The organism is Niallia sp. Man26 (assembly GCF_022049065.2).
Classification (GTDB): Bacteria; Bacillota; Bacilli; order Bacillales; family Cytobacillaceae; genus Niallia.
This window is the reverse complement of the sequence record NZ_CP095743.1, coordinates 1,779,321-1,797,954: the sequence shown is the minus strand read 5'-3', so window position 1 is coordinate 1,797,954 and position 18,634 is coordinate 1,779,321. Positions and strand designations below refer to the sequence as shown.

Annotated in this window: 23 protein-coding genes; 6 read left to right on the top strand and 17 right to left on the bottom strand. The window is 37.1% G+C overall.

Annotation, left to right across the window (positions count from 1 at the left end; all coding sequences use genetic code 11):
* Positions 1-53: 53 nt before the first annotated feature.
* On the top strand, positions 54-839 hold the full coding sequence (locus L8T27_RS09145; protein WP_237941349.1) for a GNAT family N-acetyltransferase: 786 nt from the start codon (positions 54-56) through the stop codon (positions 837-839).
* 49 nt (positions 840-888) lie between these two features.
* Here the strand turns inward: L8T27_RS09145 and L8T27_RS09140 are convergent, their stop codons facing one another.
* From L8T27_RS09140 to L8T27_RS09110, 7 genes are all read right to left on the bottom strand, one after another.
* Positions 889-1,470, bottom strand: a complete 582-nt coding sequence (locus tag L8T27_RS09140; protein ID WP_233313990.1) for a hypothetical protein — start codon at positions 1,468-1,470, stop codon at positions 889-891.
* Between the two features lie 115 nt (positions 1,471-1,585).
* On the bottom strand, positions 1,586-2,284 hold the full coding sequence (locus L8T27_RS09135; RefSeq protein ID WP_237941348.1) for an SGNH/GDSL hydrolase family protein: 699 nt from the start codon (positions 2,282-2,284) through the stop codon (positions 1,586-1,588).
* Positions 2,285-2,463: 179 nt separating this feature from the next.
* The gene (locus L8T27_RS09130) at positions 2,464-3,288 is read right to left on the bottom strand and encodes an aldo/keto reductase (protein WP_237941347.1); all 825 of its coding nucleotides are present in this window, start codon (positions 3,286-3,288) and stop codon (positions 2,464-2,466) included.
* A gap of 142 nt (positions 3,289-3,430) precedes the next feature.
* The gene (locus tag L8T27_RS09125; protein WP_237941346.1) at positions 3,431-4,102 is read right to left on the bottom strand and encodes a GNAT family N-acetyltransferase; all 672 of its coding nucleotides are present in this window, start codon (positions 4,100-4,102) and stop codon (positions 3,431-3,433) included.
* Between the two features lies 1 nt (position 4,103).
* Positions 4,104-4,970 (bottom strand): carbon-nitrogen hydrolase family protein, encoded by an 867-nt coding sequence (locus L8T27_RS09120; RefSeq protein WP_233313994.1) that lies wholly within the window; start codon positions 4,968-4,970, stop codon positions 4,104-4,106.
* Positions 4,971-5,471: 501 nt separating this feature from the next.
* Positions 5,472-6,620 carry an acyl-CoA dehydrogenase family protein gene (locus L8T27_RS09115; RefSeq protein ID WP_237941345.1) on the bottom strand — a complete coding sequence of 383 codons (1,149 nt, stop codon included), beginning with the start codon at positions 6,618-6,620 and terminating at the stop codon, positions 5,472-5,474.
* Positions 6,621-6,733: 113 nt separating this feature from the next.
* Entirely contained in the window at positions 6,734-8,161 is a 1,428-nt protein-coding gene (locus tag L8T27_RS09110) for a phospholipase D family protein (protein ID WP_237941344.1), read from the bottom strand.
* Positions 8,162-8,319: 158 nt separating this feature from the next.
* On the opposite strand from L8T27_RS09110, the gene plsY reads away from it, so the two are divergent.
* From plsY to L8T27_RS09090, 4 genes are all read left to right on the top strand, one after another.
* Entirely contained in the window at positions 8,320-8,922 is a 603-nt protein-coding gene (gene plsY, locus L8T27_RS09105; RefSeq protein ID WP_233313996.1) for a glycerol-3-phosphate 1-O-acyltransferase PlsY, read from the top strand.
* Between the two features lie 104 nt (positions 8,923-9,026).
* Entirely contained in the window at positions 9,027-9,692 is a 666-nt protein-coding gene (locus tag L8T27_RS09100) for a two-component system sensor histidine kinase NtrB (RefSeq protein ID WP_237941343.1), read from the top strand.
* A 137-nt stretch (positions 9,693-9,829) separates the two neighbouring features.
* Positions 9,830-10,981 carry a CapA family protein gene (locus L8T27_RS09095; protein ID WP_237941342.1) on the top strand — a complete coding sequence of 384 codons (1,152 nt, stop codon included), beginning with the start codon at positions 9,830-9,832 and terminating at the stop codon, positions 10,979-10,981.
* Positions 10,982-11,073: 92 nt separating this feature from the next.
* Positions 11,074-11,373 carry a HesB/YadR/YfhF family protein gene (locus L8T27_RS09090; RefSeq protein WP_233313999.1) on the top strand — a complete coding sequence of 100 codons (300 nt, stop codon included), beginning with the start codon at positions 11,074-11,076 and terminating at the stop codon, positions 11,371-11,373.
* Positions 11,374-11,385: 12 nt separating this feature from the next.
* Here the strand turns inward: L8T27_RS09090 and L8T27_RS09085 are convergent, their stop codons facing one another.
* The 5 genes from L8T27_RS09085 to L8T27_RS28650 form a co-directional block, all read right to left on the bottom strand.
* Positions 11,386-11,676, bottom strand: a complete 291-nt coding sequence (locus tag L8T27_RS09085) for a hypothetical protein (RefSeq protein ID WP_233314000.1) — start codon at positions 11,674-11,676, stop codon at positions 11,386-11,388.
* A 24-nt stretch (positions 11,677-11,700) separates the two neighbouring features.
* Positions 11,701-12,123 (bottom strand): acyl-CoA thioesterase, encoded by a 423-nt coding sequence (locus L8T27_RS09080; protein WP_267913290.1) that lies wholly within the window; start codon positions 12,121-12,123, stop codon positions 11,701-11,703.
* An 88-nt stretch (positions 12,124-12,211) separates the two neighbouring features.
* Positions 12,212-12,382 carry a hypothetical protein gene (locus L8T27_RS09075; RefSeq protein WP_233314001.1) on the bottom strand — a complete coding sequence of 57 codons (171 nt, stop codon included), beginning with the start codon at positions 12,380-12,382 and terminating at the stop codon, positions 12,212-12,214.
* A gap of 92 nt (positions 12,383-12,474) precedes the next feature.
* Positions 12,475-13,212, bottom strand: coding sequence for a hypothetical protein (locus L8T27_RS09070; protein ID WP_237941341.1), 738 nt, complete (start codon positions 13,210-13,212; stop codon positions 12,475-12,477).
* Between the two features lie 284 nt (positions 13,213-13,496).
* A complete protein-coding gene (locus tag L8T27_RS28650; protein WP_267913291.1) occupies positions 13,497-13,625 on the bottom strand; it encodes a hypothetical protein in 129 nt (42 codons plus the stop codon).
* A 122-nt stretch (positions 13,626-13,747) separates the two neighbouring features.
* On the opposite strand from L8T27_RS28650, the gene L8T27_RS09065 reads away from it, so the two are divergent.
* Entirely contained in the window at positions 13,748-13,894 is a 147-nt protein-coding gene (locus tag L8T27_RS09065) for a hypothetical protein (RefSeq protein ID WP_233314004.1), read from the top strand.
* A 282-nt stretch (positions 13,895-14,176) separates the two neighbouring features.
* Here L8T27_RS09065 and L8T27_RS09060 read toward each other — a convergent pair whose 3' ends face one another.
* From L8T27_RS09060 to L8T27_RS09040, 5 genes are all read right to left on the bottom strand, one after another.
* Positions 14,177-16,519, bottom strand: coding sequence for an AAA family ATPase (locus L8T27_RS09060; protein ID WP_237941340.1), 2,343 nt, complete (start codon positions 16,517-16,519; stop codon positions 14,177-14,179).
* A 145-nt stretch (positions 16,520-16,664) separates the two neighbouring features.
* Positions 16,665-16,808 carry an acid-soluble spore protein N gene (locus L8T27_RS09055; RefSeq protein WP_127741263.1) on the bottom strand — a complete coding sequence of 48 codons (144 nt, stop codon included), beginning with the start codon at positions 16,806-16,808 and terminating at the stop codon, positions 16,665-16,667.
* 76 nt (positions 16,809-16,884) lie between these two features.
* Positions 16,885-17,016, bottom strand: a complete 132-nt coding sequence (locus tag L8T27_RS09050) for an FbpB family small basic protein (protein ID WP_233314006.1) — start codon at positions 17,014-17,016, stop codon at positions 16,885-16,887.
* A gap of 188 nt (positions 17,017-17,204) precedes the next feature.
* A complete protein-coding gene (locus tag L8T27_RS09045) occupies positions 17,205-17,720 on the bottom strand; it encodes a TlpA disulfide reductase family protein (RefSeq protein ID WP_233314007.1) in 516 nt (171 codons plus the stop codon).
* Between the two features lie 297 nt (positions 17,721-18,017).
* Entirely contained in the window at positions 18,018-18,575 is a 558-nt protein-coding gene (locus L8T27_RS09040) for a PepSY domain-containing protein (RefSeq protein WP_237941339.1), read from the bottom strand.
* Positions 18,576-18,634: the final 59 nt, after the last annotated feature.

The following is an 18,634-nucleotide window of genomic DNA, read 5'->3' as shown; positions in this document are numbered from 1 at the left end:
TTACATGTCCTGAATTTTTTGCCATCTACAAACCTGTAAAGGAGGGTATGCTGATGCTTCGGCAGCTTACGGTTAAAGACCACCAACAAGTGATGAAGTTTTTAAACCAAGACCCTTCTCTAAACCTTTTCATTATTGGTGATATAGAAGGGTTCGGATATGAGACTTCCTTTCAATCTTTATGGGGCGAATTTACTAATTCAAGCCTTAAAGCTATTCTACTGAAGTTCTATGACAGCTATATAATCACCGCTCAAGATGAAGCTTATGATGCGGATGCTTTTGCTAGCTTGTTAACATCCACTGATAGCATCATCAAGCTGTCTGGCAAGGCGAATATTGTCGCTAAGCTTGAAGACAAGCTTGGAGGCAGACTTGCATCCAAAAACGTACAATTTTTTGCAGAATGTACGAACTCAGTTAAGATGAAGACAAACACATTGCCGATTAAACAAGCAACAACAGCAGACGTAGACAGAATTATGGACTTGCGTTACGGCATATCCGAATTTAAGCAAAATAAGAACAGCCGTGACATGCTTTATAAAGCGATCGCAACAAATACTGGCCGCAGCTTTTATCTCGAGAATAATTTTGGAGAAATCGTCTGCTCGGCTTCTACCACAGCAGAAACCTCTGATTCTGCTATGATTGTTGCTGTTTGCACACATAAGGATTATCGGGGCAAAGGTTATGCTACTGGATTGCTGTCGGAAATGATTAACATTTTACTTCAGGAAAAGCAGAGTGTCTGTCTTTTTTATGATAATCCTGATGCAGGCAGAATTTATACAAAAATCGGGTTTAATGAGATAGGTTTATGGGCGATGCATCGGTAACTTCAATAAATAAAGACGACCTCCAGTAAAGCATAAGGAGATCGTCTTTTTAGTCTAGAAAGATGTTACTTAGATCCATGTATTTCGATAAAGTCTTCGTCATTTGCTTCCATTCTTTTGCCTTTATATCAATAAAACTGTATACATAGCTTTTGTTCGTTGTTTTAAGCTGAATCGTATAGAGGCTCTCTCTGCCATACGCTCCCTCGTCGCTTTCCCAATCCCAAATTTTTAATTTATAGAGATCCTTTTTCAAATCTGAATAAGAGAAATACGGAAATAAGACATCCTTAGGAGTAAAGCCTTGATTATCAGAAAATAACGTCCATGACTGAATATGATAAATTTCAAAAAGAAAGTCTACCTTCAGCCGATAAAAATGATTTCCTTTTTTTACATCCAATGTAATTTGGCTTATTTCTTTCTCAGGATGGATGGAAACAATATTATTATGGACGGAAAATAAGTCTTTTTTGCGGCTGATCACTGATTTAACAGAAGAAAGTTGAATTTCCTTATTGTTATCAGCTGAAATATTAGTTGATGACACCATCTTTTCATAAATGGTGCTGATTGGTATTGGACCATTCTCTTCCAAAACCTCAATGATTTTTTCATACATATTGCCCATTACTAATTCCTCGCTAGATTTTTATGACATATTCCTTCTGGGAAAACTCTCTTTCTAGTATAACAAAAGTATGGTAGTTGCCAACATTAAAATTCATACATTTATTTATCTCTGCCTACTCACCGTTTATTAGCTTGTTCAACTCTAAGAACACAGTGGCTGCCATCTCCTTATAGCCATCTGCGTTCAAATGGATACCGTCGTCACTCATAAAATCAGAAACATCCCCTGCCTTTTCTAAATTAGTCCGGACATCAATTGTAAAAACGTCAAGTTTCTTCGCCAGTTTCTGAAGCTGATTGTTATACAGTCCATGCCAATGTTCAATTCCGCCGCACAGGCTTATCCAATGGCCAATGGAGTTTCCATATTTGCTTGCAAGAAACTTATAGTATTTAACTGGTTCCAATGGCGGCAATGTCAAGATTACAGGTATGATATTGTATTCTTTCACTTTAAGGACAATTGCTTTTACATTTTCCGTGTAATCGTGAAGTGGTACAATTGGTATATGTTCGAGTTCAGGAAACTCAGCAACCTCTTCCCATTTAAAGTTGCAATCATTTCCGCCTACTCCAATTATACAAATGTCCGGTTTTTCATAAAGAACATCTTTATCGAGACGGTTCATCAGAGAAGTGGAGTCGTCATTAAAGACCCCTTTATTAAGAACAAGCAGCTCCTCTGCAGTATGACCATTTGCCTGTAAGAGACTGTTGAGGATGGAAGGATAATTATCCTTGAGTATGCGCGGTCTTCCTTTTACAAAGGTCACGCCTCTAGTCAGACTGTCCCCAAAACAGATGATTTTCATTTATTACCCCTGCTTTCTGTCCATCACTGCTGCTGATGCGGTTAAATTTTAAAAAGTATACTATTTATTATAGCAAGTACAACTAAAAGAGCTAAATGCATTCGCCTAATTTTAGTAAAATGATGCATTTATCCTTTCAAACAGCAAAAAACAGGGAGCAATACTCCCTGTTTTAAAAATTAAAAGTTGAAGTTATCAGGATCTGGACCTACTCGTTCATTCTTGTTAAGGGCATTGATCTTGTCGATGTCCTCATTCGTTAATTCAAAATCAAAAATGTCAGCATTTTCAATGATTCTGTGTTCTTTAATGGATTTCGGTATTGTCACAATATCATTTTGCAGATCCCATCTTAAGATAATTTGCGCTGTAGACTTATTGTATTTCCCAGCAATTTCAGCAAGAACAGGATTATCAAGCAGCTTTCCTTGTGCAAGCGGAGACCATGCTTCTACAACAATGCCTTTTTCCTTACAGAAATCACGTAGCTCTACTTGGCTTAACAATGGATGAAGCTCAATTTGGTTCACCATTGGCACGATTTCTGCCTCTTCCAACAGATCCTCTAAATGATGTTGATGGAAGTTGCTGACACCGATTGCTTTCACTTTTCCATCTTTATATAATTTCTCAAGTGCTTTCCACGTTTCCTTGTACTTGCCCTTTACTGGCCAGTGCACAAGATATAAATCAATATAATCAAGGCCAAGCTTTTGAATACTCGTTTCAAATGCTGCTAATGTAGACTCATAGCCTTGGTCTGCATTCCATACTTTTGTCGTAATAAACAAATCTTCTCTGTTGGCGCCAGACTCTTTAATGCCTTGGCCAACACCTTCTTCGTTCTTATATACAGCCGCTGTATCAATGCTTATGTAACCTGCTTTAATGGCTGATTTTACAGAATCGATAACCTCTTGACCTTCTTCCACTTTAAAAACACCTAAACCGAATCTAGGCATTTCCACACCATTATTTAACTTTACCGTTGACTGTAAATTCATCCCTAATCCCTCCTAATATGTACGCTGCTATTTTCTCATAATATGTCCTGGGAATAAAGTATTTTGCTTTGCGAAATACAAGTGCATTTTCCCTTTGTTATCATGCCAAAAAAAAACCTCTGTATACTTAACAGAGGTTTAGCTAATTATGTTTAAACGGATTTCTCCATTCCATCAGCAAAGCATAGTTTAAAGAATCCTCATCTTCCAAATAGTCCTGCAATACAGCTACAGGAGTCCTTTCACATCTCAGCAAAAAGGAAATGACAGGGTCCTTCTTTTCACCTGCAATAACATCCTTTATATAAGCTTCAGGAGTAAGCTGATCTGCCCATTTTCGATAACCTGGCATTCTGCCGCCGCCAAGAAGTCGATCGAGATTTTTTTCAATAACTATCTGGTACATGCTTTGCATCATAATTTTCCCTAATCCTAGAGAGCGAAAAGCTGGCCTGATACTTATATCCACAATATAAATAGCATTCCCATTTGGATTATGTGTAGTAATATTTCCGTCATCTGTCAGTTCACTCCAAGTATGATGCGGATGCTTTTCGTCATAATCCACACATAAAGAGGTAATGGAACCAGCTAATATTCCGTCAACTTCCACACAAATGGCTCCATCAGAAAAAATAGCTATATGACTCGCCAATTGCTCCTTCGTCCACCAAAGCTCTGACGGAAACGGAGGTGGGAAGCATTCTTCCTGAATTTTGATCAATTCAGCAAAATCTGCTTCCTGATAATTACGGACCTTGCATTTTTTTAATTTATTTCCTTCATATATATAAAAGCTGCTGCTGTAATACATATCAGCCCTCTATTGTTTCCCAATCTGTATACATATCAGTACGTCTGTCTCTCCAAGTTGTCACAGAACCTTTAGCACGCACCTCGTATAATAGAGATAGATCAAGATCTGCTGTGATGATCATATCATCATTAAGCTCGCCTTCTGCCATGATCCCTTTTGGAGGAAATGGGATATCATTTGGAGTAATGACAGCCGCCTGGCCAAAATTCGCACGCATGAAGTCAACATTAGTTAAGGAGCCGACCGTTCCTGTTACGACTACATACACTTGGTTTTCAATTGCTCTTGCATGGCAAGTGTAACGAACACGATGAAAACCGTGACGGTCATCTGTACAAGAAGGACAAAAGATAACATCAGCACCTTTTGCTTTTGCCATCCGGACAATTTCCGGAAATTCTATATCATAGCATGTCAAAATTGCAATTTTCCCTTTATCTGTTTCAAAAATACGGAAGCTGTCGCCTTTTTCCATATTCCACTCATCAATTTCTGTTGGAGTAATATGAAGCTTAGCCTGCTCCTCTATTTTTCCATCTGGATAAAATAAATGGGCGACGTTAAATAATTTGTCATCCCTGCGGATAACATGAGTTCCACCGATAATATGCATGCCAGTTTGTACAGCAAATGTGCGGAACAGATTTTGGTACTGTTCTGTAAACCCAGGCAACTCATTAATGGTTAACGGATTTTGACCATCGCCCATTGACAATAATTGTGTTGTAAAAAATTCAGGAAACAAAACAAACTCAGCGCCAAATTCTTGTGCCGTTCGGACATAGTGTTCACATTGCTTTGCAAAATCTTCAAATGACTTAATGTTTTTCAGCATATACTGCACGGCAGAAACTCTTATTTTCATCTTCCATCTCCCTTTAACAAAAAAATTTTTTGGTACTTCATTGAAAGTTACAAGAATAGATTATGCGTCATTTTTTGTCTGTTTTCAATAGTTTTGCATCAGTTTTTTATATTTTATCTAATTTAGCATAAATCGTTCCTAAAATAATTGAAATGGTAAATTTAGGTTTAGGTTCTTTTAAACATAAATTTACCATTTCATGATACAATGGATATATATTACAGATAATTAAATAAATAACATATTTACTAAGCTTAGGTGATTTATGTAGCCAACAAGGGAGGGCTTATCATTAAATATTTGCTTTGGGGATTGCTTTTTTTCTTTTTATTGGAGGAAACCATTATTTTTAGTGTAAAGCGCTATTTACATGGACCAGCAAGATGGGAGTTGTTTCTGAAACAGAGAATGTCTCTTCTACGCAGAAAAAAACGGCCAGAGAACCATGCAGCCTAAGTCTAATACAAATAAACCCAAGAAAATCTTGGGTCTTTTTTTATGTTAAATCTCTCTTAATGATTTCTCTGCTAGCTGAGAAATTGTCATATCATCCATCGGAGGATTATGAAGTCCTGCCCGCACATCGCGGTAATATCGTTGCAGCGAGCTGCTTGCTGACAGACTTCGTGCTCCTGCAATACGCATAGCCAAGTCGACTACTTCAATCGCTGTGTTTGTTACAAAATGCTTGGCAGCGCTCATTTCAGGAACTAAAGCTTGTTGCTCCTCCTTTGGTGCAGCATCCCATTTTTTGCTGACGGAATAAAGGAAATGCTTGGCAGTCTGCATTTTCAACTCCATTTCGCCGATTTTCGTGCGCACATTCGGAAGGTCGCTGATTGTTCCTGTTATGCTGTTGGGCGAGTGGCTTTTTGCAAATCTGACCGCTTCTTTTTGAGCTGCCCCAGCAATCCCTAAATAACAAGCAGGGATATGAAGCAGCCATGGATTAATCTTTCTTGCTCCCCCTAGTTTCTCCACTAAAAAACGCTTCTCTATGATTGCATTTTCGAAGTACACATCATGACTGCCTGTTCCTCTTAAAGCGATGCTGTCCCAAGTTTCTTCAATTTTTAAGCCTGGGTTATCCTTTGCAATTAAAAAGTTGGCTACCTCGTCTGAATCCTTAATAGATGCACTGACAATGAAGTAATCAAGCATCGGTGACATGGATGTAAAGGATTTGCGTCCATTAATTACCCAAGTATCTCCGTTTTGCTCTGCTGTCGTTTGAGGTTTCCCTCCCCTAGTTGGACTCCCAGTCTGAGGCTCGGTAGCAGCACTATTAATAAGTGCTCCACCCTTAATTGCTGTATACATTTCTTCAAGAAGCGACGGCTCCCAGTTATTTTCGTACATATTGCGGATAACGCCCATATGCCAGCCAATGGATAAGGCTGTTGAGCCATCACCGATGGCAATTGCCTCCTGCAGCCGTACCATTTCATAAACAGATATCTCCTTGCCGCCATATTCACTTGGCACTGTTAAATATGTATAACCGCTCTTTTGAAGTTCGCTAATATTTTCATATGGGAAAGTTCCATTTTCATCCACTTCCCTTGCTCTTTCTGAAAACTTAACTGCCAACCTTTCCATTGCTACCAGTCTTTCGCCAAGTTCCTTCATCTGTGAAAAATTCGCAGTCACCTTTTTTCATCTCCCGCACTAAAAGTTCTTGTTATATACTGTCTGACTCTCTCCTTTTTATTATAAAGGACTCTTTGTTACTTGTATATGAAACTGCCCGACCGAAGAACCTTTCAATAAGTTGTAAACCAAAGCAGGCGCTGCAGGCGGTACAGCAAATAACGAAATGCAGGAAGTTCCGCTTCTGTGCTGTAATTTTTTGTATATTCTCCGTCTTTATTAGACCAAAGTTTATCAAAATAACTTTTTGTTTCTTTCATTATATCTTTGTCTGGAGCAGCTGCTATTTTTATATTTGTTTCTAAATTTAAATCATGAAGATTTCTTCTCGTATAGTTGGCAGATCCTGCTATTATGACATTTTCCTTATCTCTTTCTATAAGCATCAGCTTAGAATGGTACTGCTCCATCCCAGTGTTATACCATCTTATCGCAATATGACCATTGCCTTTTTTCATCAACTCAGCAGAAGTTGGAACATTGGGAAGGCCTGCCTTCTTATTTCCGAAGGAGTTTTGATTAGGGTCAAGAATCAGCCGGATATTAACATCCCTTGCTGATGCAGCTATCAGCTCTTCCATTACTGGTCTGTCGGCAAGATAAAGCATACCAATCCAAATAGTATCACCGGCAGCTGTATTGTGAATCTCTTGTATAACATGTTTGGCTATTTTTCCTTCTGTCAAAAGCTGTAGTTTAATATCGCCTTTTTCCTCTGTTTTTTTGGCGACAGGAAAAGTAGTCTTATCCATTAATTGATAAACACTCTCCTCCGTTTCTAACAAATCGTTAATAATATTTCCTTTAACTGTATAGGCAATATTAGAATGATATCCGCTCGCATCATGAATATTACCTGATGAAACGATGGCTGATTTTTCCGTAATTAACACCTTGCGATGATTTGCCTTAACATTCAGCAAATCTAAATAAGACCTCAATGTCACATCTGGTCCGCTATCAGCTAAAAGATTAGGAAGATGACCATCCTTACCGTGTCCGAACCATTTCATCGACATCCTCCAGAAAGCAGAATACAGTGGGTTCGAATCACGCAGGCTTTCCATATTCGTTTCCACCACTTGCGCGCCGATAGATTTAAGTTTTTCGAGCTCAGGAGACGGGTAGGAATGATACGTGGTATTTACAGGATCTGTTATAAAGATAAGCTTTAAATCAGGATTCTTTTGTTTCTTCTTCACAAGCTTGTCCAAGAACTTTTCTGTAATTTTTGGATATGTTTGATCATCGTTCGTATCGCTGTTAAATAAAAACATGTCTATCACAATAAATTGCTCTGCTTTGTCTACCTCATCAAGCATTCGGGCAATTATTTCCTGATTCAAATGTTGGTTGCCCTTCTTATCCTTATAGGTTGTATCCTCCACAAACTCAATATCTTTATCCTCTACTAAATGTATCTCACCTTCATATGACAGCCCTTGAGGCAATGGTTTAAGTGTATGATATACTATTACGCTTATGTAGACGGCGAAATATACGACAAGTATATTTGCTGCTAACTTTTTTGTTATTCTCATTTCATTTCCCCCAAGTTTACAAAAAAATAATAATAATCTTTTTCCCTTTATGCAGGAAGCGATAAACTTAATGACTAGAAGATTTTTTCGAAAAAAGAGTGAGAATTTATAAATACGTGGTACAATATCCATATACATAGAACGAAGGAGAGTTAGCATTGATCATTGCCATTTTAATTATTTTAGCCTACCTGATAGGATCCATTCCTTCCGGGTTAATTATTGGTAAGGCTTTTTATAAAATAGATATAAGAGAACACGGAAGCGGAAACTTAGGCGGAACGAATTCGTTTCGGGTGCTTGGCAAAAAAGCGGGCTTTGTCGTGACATTTTCTGATATTTTAAAAGGAACGCTGGCAACATGCCTGCCTGTTTTGCTTGGTCTGTTCACAGATATAGATGTCAGTGTAAGTCCCTTAATTTTCGGAGTAGTTGCGGTAATCGGCCATATGTATCCAATATTTGCAGGCTTTAAAGGCGGTAAAGCAGTCGCAACATCTGCCGGTATTCTGCTAGGGCATGAACCGCTGTTATTTATTATAATTATTGCTGTCTTTTTCCTGGCACTATACTTATCAAAGTATGTTTCTCTGTCATCCATGATTGCAGGAGCTGCCGGGTTGGTTTATTCAATTATCCTTTGGGATGACAAGCTTCTGATTGCCATCCTTGCTATTCTAACTATATTTGTTGTATATAGACATCGGGCAAATATTAAACGAATCATAAATAAGACAGAGCCGAAAATTACTTGGCTGTAAATAATTAAAACCATCCTTGCGATGGTTTTTTTGTTTTTTTGACATATATAGCTTAATTTCGTCATAAAGTTTACTAACTAATGCGAAAAGGACGGTTGAACTTTATGTCAGATAACCACAAACTTCTAAACAATCCTCACAAAACAGCGGCTGGCTATGCTCATGAAATCAAAAATCCAATAACCGCAGTCCGCGGCCTTCTTCAGCTTCTTGCCAATCCAGATTTACCTGCATTAAAAAGATCTCTATATACAGAAATCGCCATAGAAGAACTCGACAGAGCAAATGGTCTGCTCTATGAAATGGTGCACAACAATCCACCAGCTAACAGGCAGGAAACAACTAATATGAAGGAAGCGATTACGAAAACTACCCTTCTTTTTGAGCAAGCCATTCAATCTAAAAACCTTCAGCTTGAAACATTTTTTGCGGGCAACTTTAATGTACAAATACCAAAACAGCAGCTGGCACAGGTGCTTGCAAACATTTTAAAAAATGCCATTGAAGCAAGCAGAGCAAAAGGCAGGATTACTATTAGTGCCTACACAGAAAGACAATTTGGCATTATTTCCATTAAGGATAATGGACCTGGTATTCCGCCAGAAGCTTTAGACATGCTATTTACACCTTATTTCACAACAAAACGGACTGGAACAGGACTAGGTTTGAGCATATGTCAATCAATTATTCATGAAGCTAACGGTCAAATCACTGTTCACTCCGAATTTGACGCAGGAACAGAATTTATTGTAAAACTGCCTATCTGTTAAGCAATTCTGTCATCCTTTATCAGAAATTTCATTATTTTTCCATTTTGCGAAATTAGTCGAATCGACCGTGCTTTTTTGTTATCCTATAAAGGAACTTATCTTTTTTAGGAAAACGCAATTAAAGGCAGGAATGAATAATGAAAAAAATCCAGCTCTATCTATTGCTTGCTTTTATCGGTATTTCGATCACAGCCTTTTTTATTTTTAAGCTTGATGAAGCAACATTAATCAAGCAAAACAGCAATACAAGCAGCAATCAGCCCTCAAAAAAAACACAACTCAGCACAAAAAGCATTGGCAAAGAAGTCACTTTAGGTGCTGTCGGGGATATTCTAATTCACGATAGGGTATATAATGAAGCAAAAGTAAAAGACGGTTTTGACTTTAGGCCTATGCTTGAAGAAGTGAAGCCAATCTTACAAAAGCCGGACATCCTTCTGGCTAATCAGGAAACCATTGTGGCAGGCGAGAAAATTGGTTTATCCAGCTATCCTGCTTTCAATAGTCCACATGAAGTCGCAGATGCGCTAATTGATGCAGGTGTCGACATTGTGACAACTGCTAATAATCATTCTTTAGACAGAGGTGTTGATGCCCAAAAGCAGTCTCTTGCGTACTTAAAAAAAATCAAGCTTCCTTATGTTGGTACATTTGAAAATAAAGAAGACCAACAAAAGCTCCGCATAATGGAGCATGACGGCATAAAAATTGCTTATCTTTCTTACACATATGGTTTGAATGGTATTACTGTTCCCAAAAAGGACGACTATATCGTCAATCTTATTGATAAGGAAAAAATGCAAAAAGAGATAGCGCAGACAAAAAAACAAGCTGACTTTGTGGTAATGGGCATACATTGGGGCACAGAATATGAACGGAAGCCAAATGTGGAACAAAAAACTCTCGCCCAATATCTCGTTAATGAAGGTGTCGACATTATTTTCGGAGGACATCCACATGTTCTGCAGCCAATGGAATGGATGTATGACAAAAACGGAGAAAAGTCCTTAGTCGTCTATTCTCTCGGCAATTTCCTGTCAGGACAAGCAGATGATTATCGAGATATTGGTGGAATGGCCACTGTCAAAGTGACAAAAACTGAACTGGGCGGTAAAGTGACGAAAAAAATAGAGGTTCCATCCTTTTACCCAACATATGTCTACAGTAAAAATGATAAAGACTATAAAATGGTTCCTCTAGAAGAAGCTGGTAGTCTTGGAATGCCTGACAGTGAGGAAAGCTATAAGGAGATCATGACACATATGCTGAAAAATGTGCAGCCTAAATAAACTTACAGACAGTTTAATTATGTGCATAGTATATGTTTATCCTTTATAATAAAAGTGAGGGTTAATCTAATCTCAAAAAAGAGGTGCTTGAAATGAAAATAGTAGTTAGCGATAAAGCAGCAGAATGGTATAAAGATGAAATGCTTCTAAACGAAGGAGATTATGTACGATTTTTCGCCCGATACGGAGGATGCAGCACTGTCCAACAGGGATTTTCACTAGGAATTTCTAACGAAAAGCCTGTGAACTCAGCAGTTAGCACAGAAAAAGACGGCATCCGTTATTATATTGAAGAAAAAGATCTTTGGTATTTTGATAACAATGATTTATACGCAAACTTCAATGAAGCTGCACAGGAACCGGAATATCATTACACAGAAAAGCAGGCTTAATTAGCCTGCTTTTTACTTGAGAAGAATATCGATTCCTTCCTTCTCCAAAATATTTTTTTGGGTATCGCCAAGAAGATCAAAATGAGAGTAGCCATCTTTCCTTTTATGTATCCACTCTTTTTTTAATCCATACTTCGCTCCCCATTGCTCGAGCCTTTTCAAATCCGAACAGCCAACCTTCGTGACTGTCTTGCAGCCTGGAAAGCGGTCATCAAGCCAATAATGAGTCAAAAAAGCAATCTGGCCTTCATCTATTTTTCTTTTCCAGTCTGCCAATTCCTTTCGGTTGATGCCAAACGCCATAGTATTAGTCTCCTTAAAAAACGGTTATTTCTTTTTTAGCTCCTCATACTTTTGGAACCATTCCGGAAAGGTCTTTTTAAATGATTTAGGGCGGAAGCTATCTTTACTGACAATGATATGGGTAGTCGTACCCTCTACACAAAGATCTCCTTGCTCATTTACAATCTGATATCCATAAACCGTTTTAATGCCATCATTTAAGTCTATCCATGTTTTCACATACGCTTTTTCTCCGTATCTTAACGGCTTCTTATACGTAGCCTGTACATCATAGACAGGAGCGAAGTACCCAGCATCCTCCATCGCTACATAGCTATAGCCAATATCTTCTATCAGCGCTGTTCTGCCGCGCTCAAAAAACTTTAAGTAATTCGCATGATACACGACACCCATCATGTCGGTATCTGCATAATCGATCTTTAAATCTAGTTTATGTACGTATTCCAAATCTGCTTGCACTTCCTTTGTATTATTTCTTCCTTATTAATATTATGGTTAATTCAGCAACTAATCAAGGAAAGTGCCACCTTCAACATTACTCCGCAACCATCCTATTAATGAGCTCTTGCATTTTTTTTGTCAAATTTACTTCTTTCCGCAACAGCTCTTTATATCCTTTTGCCATTACAGGCATGTTCTCCATCTGAATGGAAAGCTTTTTAATCTCCATTTGCAAGAGCTTATACTCTGTATCTAAATCAGTCATATTCCCCTCCATATAACTAATCAAATCTATCTACCTTGTTTCTACAGTTATTAATATGTATTCATGTTAAGCGTTTTAAACAGCATAGCGTGTTATGAATTTACTGCCATCAAGCTTGTTATCTTTCCAGTAAGTCTATCCATTTTCAGTGAAACCCCAATCATTTGTGTAGAACTTACTTCTACAAATGCATTAATGTAAAAAACATTCTCTTTTCCCCGCTTGACTGATTCAATTATATATTCGTCTCCCAGCAAATAACCGCCAACTAATTTACCTGCTTCTTTCTCTGTGATTTTTGCAGTATTCATTGCCTTACTAGAAGAATCTGTATGTTCCATATAGTCAAGATTGTTAATCTTCCATTGACCTTGCTCTTTTTCTGCCTCTATTGTATAGATTAGGGGCATATTATTGTATGACGTTTGTGCCGTCTCCACGATAATCTTATTTTTTGAATGATCTTTCACGATGAAATGCTGCTGATAATCAAAATCTGCTGGGAAATTACCACCTGTAGGGACAGTAAATTCTACTGAATTAAGCTTACTTATGAAAGCTTCCGTAAAGTAAGGCTGCAATGCCTGTTTAAAGGGTTCCATATTAAGGTGCTGATTCTGTTCTGCATAGTCTTTGGCCAATTCTGCCAGCTTATACGATTTCTCGCTAATATCTTTTATTTCAGCAACAGACAATAATTCAGTGTCAGAAACATTAACAGTATCCAGTTCTCGCCGTTCGACATTACTATTACTATCCTTTACGCTGTTTCCATATAATAATAATAATGTACAGCTAAATACGATACATAGCGTCAATCTTTTTCTCAAAAAAACGAACTCTTTCCCCATGGACAAATGTTATATTTATCCATTTTACCATATTTTAATGGAGAGAAGTCCATCGAACTTAGATAGTTTTAAGTTCTCTTAGACAGCTGTAATGATTTCTTTCACCTATTTTTTTTATAAGCTTCATACGATTTTTATGTAGATACGTTTGACATTTTTACTTATTAATATTACCTTAATAATTCGAAATAAAAAACACCAAAATGGTGTTTTTTATTTCCCGAATATACCTTAGCTCGCACTATTATGTAAAGCTTTAAGTATTAGGGAGCTTCTCCACTTTTTTCTTTGCTGTTTTCCTCTCTTTTCTCATCTTCCACTTTCCCTTCTGCAACTAGCTCTGTCCAATCTGTTTCTACTATTTTCTTCTGCAGCTTTTCAATGAGACCCATAATTCTTTACTCCTAGTAGTTTATTTTGTTATAATTATAAATACCCACTTAATGGAAATAAAAAACAATATTTTATAGGTTATATCGTTATTTTTGGTACTATCTATCTACAAGGAGTTAGAATGATGATTAAAGATGATGAAATGCTTTTATTCATTAGACATATATATTTTCTAGTGAATGAGTGTAAAAAATGTGAAGATTACGAGATGAAAAGCAAAATAACAGATGAGATTTATTTCTTCGGTGAACTATTGGAGCAAAAATAAGCTGAATTTGTGAAAATGTTAGCATTCACTATTAGTCAGACCTCATACAGTGCATTTTTAACCTCTCAAAACATGATATAAACAACGCTAATCCCCACACCACCAACAGTTGTTGGTTTAAATTACCTTTGTTATTTGCTTTTAAAAAAAGTACAATAAAGTCTGCAGTTTTTCACATAAACTACACACCTGAGATAAAAACTGCTGATTTTGACTATCCTTATGGGATAGTCCTTTTTTATATAAAAAAGCGGCTGTAAAGACAGCCGCTTTTGTTTACTATTATGATTGCTTTGTATTTGCACTGTTGCTGAAGGAATCTAGTGCATGAAGCATATCTGCTTCTGTAAGAATAGAATAATCAAGGCTATCATCATTAGCTTCCATGATTCGCAATGCCTGCATCTGGACAGCTTCATCTACAAGATTAGTCGCAAATCGCCCATTTCCATTTGAGTTAAATGACGCAAGCTTTGTCTGAAGGGCAAGCTTCGCATTATTTTCTAACTGATAGTCATATTTTGCCGCATAACCTTCCATTATTTGAATCAATTCTTCACTATTATAATCCTCGAAATGGATAAACTTTTTGAAGCGTGATGTTAAACCTGGATTGCTTTCAAGCAATGCCTTTGTTTCATCAGGATAACCGGCCAAGACGACAACAAGATTTTCATTATGCTTTGTCATTTCCATCACAAGTGTGTCGATAGCTTCTTTGCCGAAATCTTGATTAGATCCTGACAATAGAGAATATGCTTCATCAATGAATAGAACGCCGCCTAATGCTTCTCTGATCTTCTTTTTCGTTTTAATCGCCGTTTGGCCCACAAATCCTGCTATAAAATCCGCTCTGCTTGCTACTACGAGATGCCCACGCTTTAAAATCCCGCAATCCTTTAAGAACTGGGCATAAAGCTTAGCAACTGTCGTTTTTCCTGTACCTGGATTTCCCGTAAATACTGCATGAAGCTGGATAGGCAAGTTCTTTTTAGAATTCGTTCGTCTGACTTGCTGAACTTTAACGAATGAAATAATTTTTTTCATTTCATCCTTTACCTTTGTCAGACCAATCATAGAATCAAGTTCTTCCGCTGGATTTTCTGAAGCCTCCTCCTCTGACGCAGCAAAATCATTGCCGTCAAGCAAGGTATATGTGAGGAACTGCTTGTTTGATTGTGCTTGAGAACCTTTGTTAAAAATCGCATCTAGGACAATATTTTTAACTGCACGGGCATTGCCGAAGCTTTCATCAACCTGTTCCTTTTCAAGGCGCAGCTCTAATTGCTGTTTGCCTTCTTCACTGATGACATAATCATTGTCATTGGCAATTTTTTCTCCGATAGCAACAAGTTCCTCTGCAGAATAATTAGGTAAATGAATAAAGTTAGATGATGGAAAACGGCTGCTTAATCCATGATTGCCGTCAAGGAACTGTCTCATCTCTTCCGGATAGCCTGCTAATATAACAGCAAACTTCCCGCCGAATTCAGAACTAGTCATTAAGGAAACCAATGTGTCAATCGCTGTTTGTCCGTAATCATTGCCTTGTCCATCTCTGTTTAAGCTGTAGGCTTCATCAATAAACAGCACACCGCCAAGAGATTGCTTTACAACATTGCGCACATTTTCCTCTGTCTGCCCCATATAGCCTCCGACTAGCTGGGATCGGTCTGTTTCAACAACCTCCTGACTAGGCAGCACACCTAATTCATAATAAATTTTAGCCATTAACCGTGCCAATGTCGTTTTTCCTGTACCAGGATTTCCTGTAAAAATCATATTAAGACTTAATTCATCCTGAATGGTGAAACCGAGCTTTTTCCTTGAGTTTTGATACTTTAAGAATTGATAAAAATCCTTTACTCTATTTTTAACTTTCTCTAAGCCAATCATTTGTTGAAGCTGTTCTAAGGCTGAGGTTGTTTCCGCTTTTGCCTCGCTTGAGTCTTCCTCTTTAAAAATGTTCAACCAAGCAGCCTTTAACTCATTAAGCTCTTCAATCAGCTTTTTAACACTGTCATAATAAATAGATGTATGAAAAACACCGCTTATGGATTCTTCATATTCTTCAGATGATTGCAGAAGCTGAGATGTTTTTTGCGTTACTTCATCCAGCAATGTAATAATTTCTTTGTACTTAGTCACAGCAAGTGTATTATTAAAAATAGATGCTGCTGCACTGTTTTCTGTTAATTTATCGTTTTCATCATCAATCATATCAAGAAACTTCCGGCAGTTATTAATATACTGTTCAGCAATTTTCCTTTTCGCTGTCCGGTTATCTGTCTCTCTAATCGCAGGGAAATTAAGCATGTCCAACAGGCCTTCATAGTTTTTCCAGTCGTTTTGGGAAAGGTATTTATTTGCCTCTTTATTACTTGAATCTAAATCTTTCGCCTTTTTAAGCCATGCTGTTGCAATTGAATCCTTTTCATTTGCTTTTAATCGGGAGATTGCCGCCATTGTTAGCAATCGGGAGACAATCTCTGGCTTCTCGGCTTCATTTAATGATTGTATCGCAGACAAAACTGCTTTTTCGTTGTTAATAGTACCTGTATTCTTAAATTCCTCTTCAAGAGAAGCAATTGTTTGACTGACTGTATTTTCGAATTTCTTTTCCATTATCTACTTTCACTTCACTTACATATAAGTTTATTTACATCTTCTTATAGTATCATAATCGTGAATATTCGTTAATGATTTAAGCTGTTTTCCTTCGTTTATACATACAAAAAGCTTCTGCACATATGTACAGAAGCTAAAAAGTTTATTCACCTTTTGTTTGGATCACTTGGGCATGCTGACCTGAAGTATCCTGCATTTTTTTGCCTTTATTGCCGCCGAAACCTCTCGATTTAGTTCCAATATGGCTAGGCACAAAATGCTTGCTGTCTTTTTTTGGATTGCTCATCATTCATCCCCTCCTTTATATAAAGTTTGCACTATAAAGGAATGGATGATGTGTGGCAAAATTTTTCACTAATTGATTATCTTGCTTTTTTCAAATGTTTTTTTTCAATGCGCTCTTCAATTTTCTCAATTGCTTCTCTGTCTCGAAGCAATTGCAGTTTATTTTCTGACACTAGTTCCTGAAATGACCGTTTACGAGGTTTTCTCATCTCTTTTATCTCCTTTATCCTTTTATATTTTCATAATTCCCAAAATTGCCTGTTTTTAATACGCATTTGAAGAAATTCTTTTAAAAGTTTGAAAAGTCATTGTTTTCTGAAAACAATGCTCATATGTATACTTTTGATACGCTCTCATTATACGTGATGTCCATATAGTTGTAAAGCGCTTTCAGAAATTATTTCTTCCTTATTAACTCCCTCATTATCTCTAATGACATGACAGAATAGTATTTATTGACAATAACTCCTTTCTCGTCAATTAAAAAAGTAGTGGGAATAGTGATTACCTTATACATTTCATTTACCTTATCTTGTTCATCCAGCACGACAGGAAAAGTAAGCTTCATTTTTTTTATATAATCAGCAACGTTTTTGGGAGCTCCGCCATCAATATTTATTGCCAGTATCTCTATATCTCCCTTTTGTTCTTGAAAAAACTTCTCGATTTCCGGCATTTCCTGCCTGCATGGCGGACACCATGTTGCCCAGAAATTGATCATTACTTTTTTACCTTTTAAATCAGAAAGCCGCACTTTTTGCCCTTTCATATCCTTCAAAATAAAGTCAGGCGCGATATTTCCAATATTCACTCCAATATTTTTTCCAGTGCCTTCGGCAGAAGCTTTTTGTATATCAACCAGTAAAAGGCTTACACTAACAAGGATACATAAAAATACGATTATTTTTTTCATCAAGACCACTCCTATAATCATTTCTTACATTTAAGTTTTCCATTTTTATTTTAATTACGATGTTTATTTTTGGAAGGGACTTTGAATGCGTAAAATTACAAGGTTATAGGAATGAGTAAAATCAGCATATTTCATGCCTGACACGTCGTCATTTAAAACTCATTTGTTTCCTGTCCCTTACACCTTATCAGGTATAGACAGAAAAATATATAGGATATAATAAATGTTGCGAATATTGTCATAAATTAGGATTAAAATAAAAAAACAGCCTAAATGAGGCTGCTTCTTATAGTCAGATTAAAACCTGTCTTGCTCTTTACTTAATATTTTTCCTGTTTCTGCTGAAATGCTCAGCTCTGTTTCCATGCCATCCTTTGCTGTTACTTCTAGGTCATAAATGAATTGAGCGTTATCATCATCTAACTCAAATTCTGTAATGGTGCCATCTGCTTCTTTTAATGCTATTTCTTTCGCTTGCTCTTCTGTTACTTTAATTTTATCAGCAAGCATTTCCTTTGTAATGATGGTGCCGTCTTCTGAATCGACATATATATCATCTTGGTCATCAGCGAATTCTACTTGGTATACACCCGCTCCAGTTTCCGTATACTCTTGCTCTACCTCTTCTACAGCACTATTCTTTTCTTTTGAAGCAATTTCAGCAGCCTCTTGTTTTGATACAGCCGCCGTTTCTGCTGTAAAGCTTTTTACAATACCACCGTTTGCATAGACATCTCTGTCATCAATCAGGTCATATGCAGCTGCTCCGCCAAAACCGATGATTGCTGCACCGATACCGTATTTTAACCATTTAGTTTGTATAAATTTGCTCCACGCTTTTTTTATTGTATTCATTTTAAATTCCTCCTTTTTCTTATACTTCTATCCTATCCTGAGAAAATGATAAGACTTTA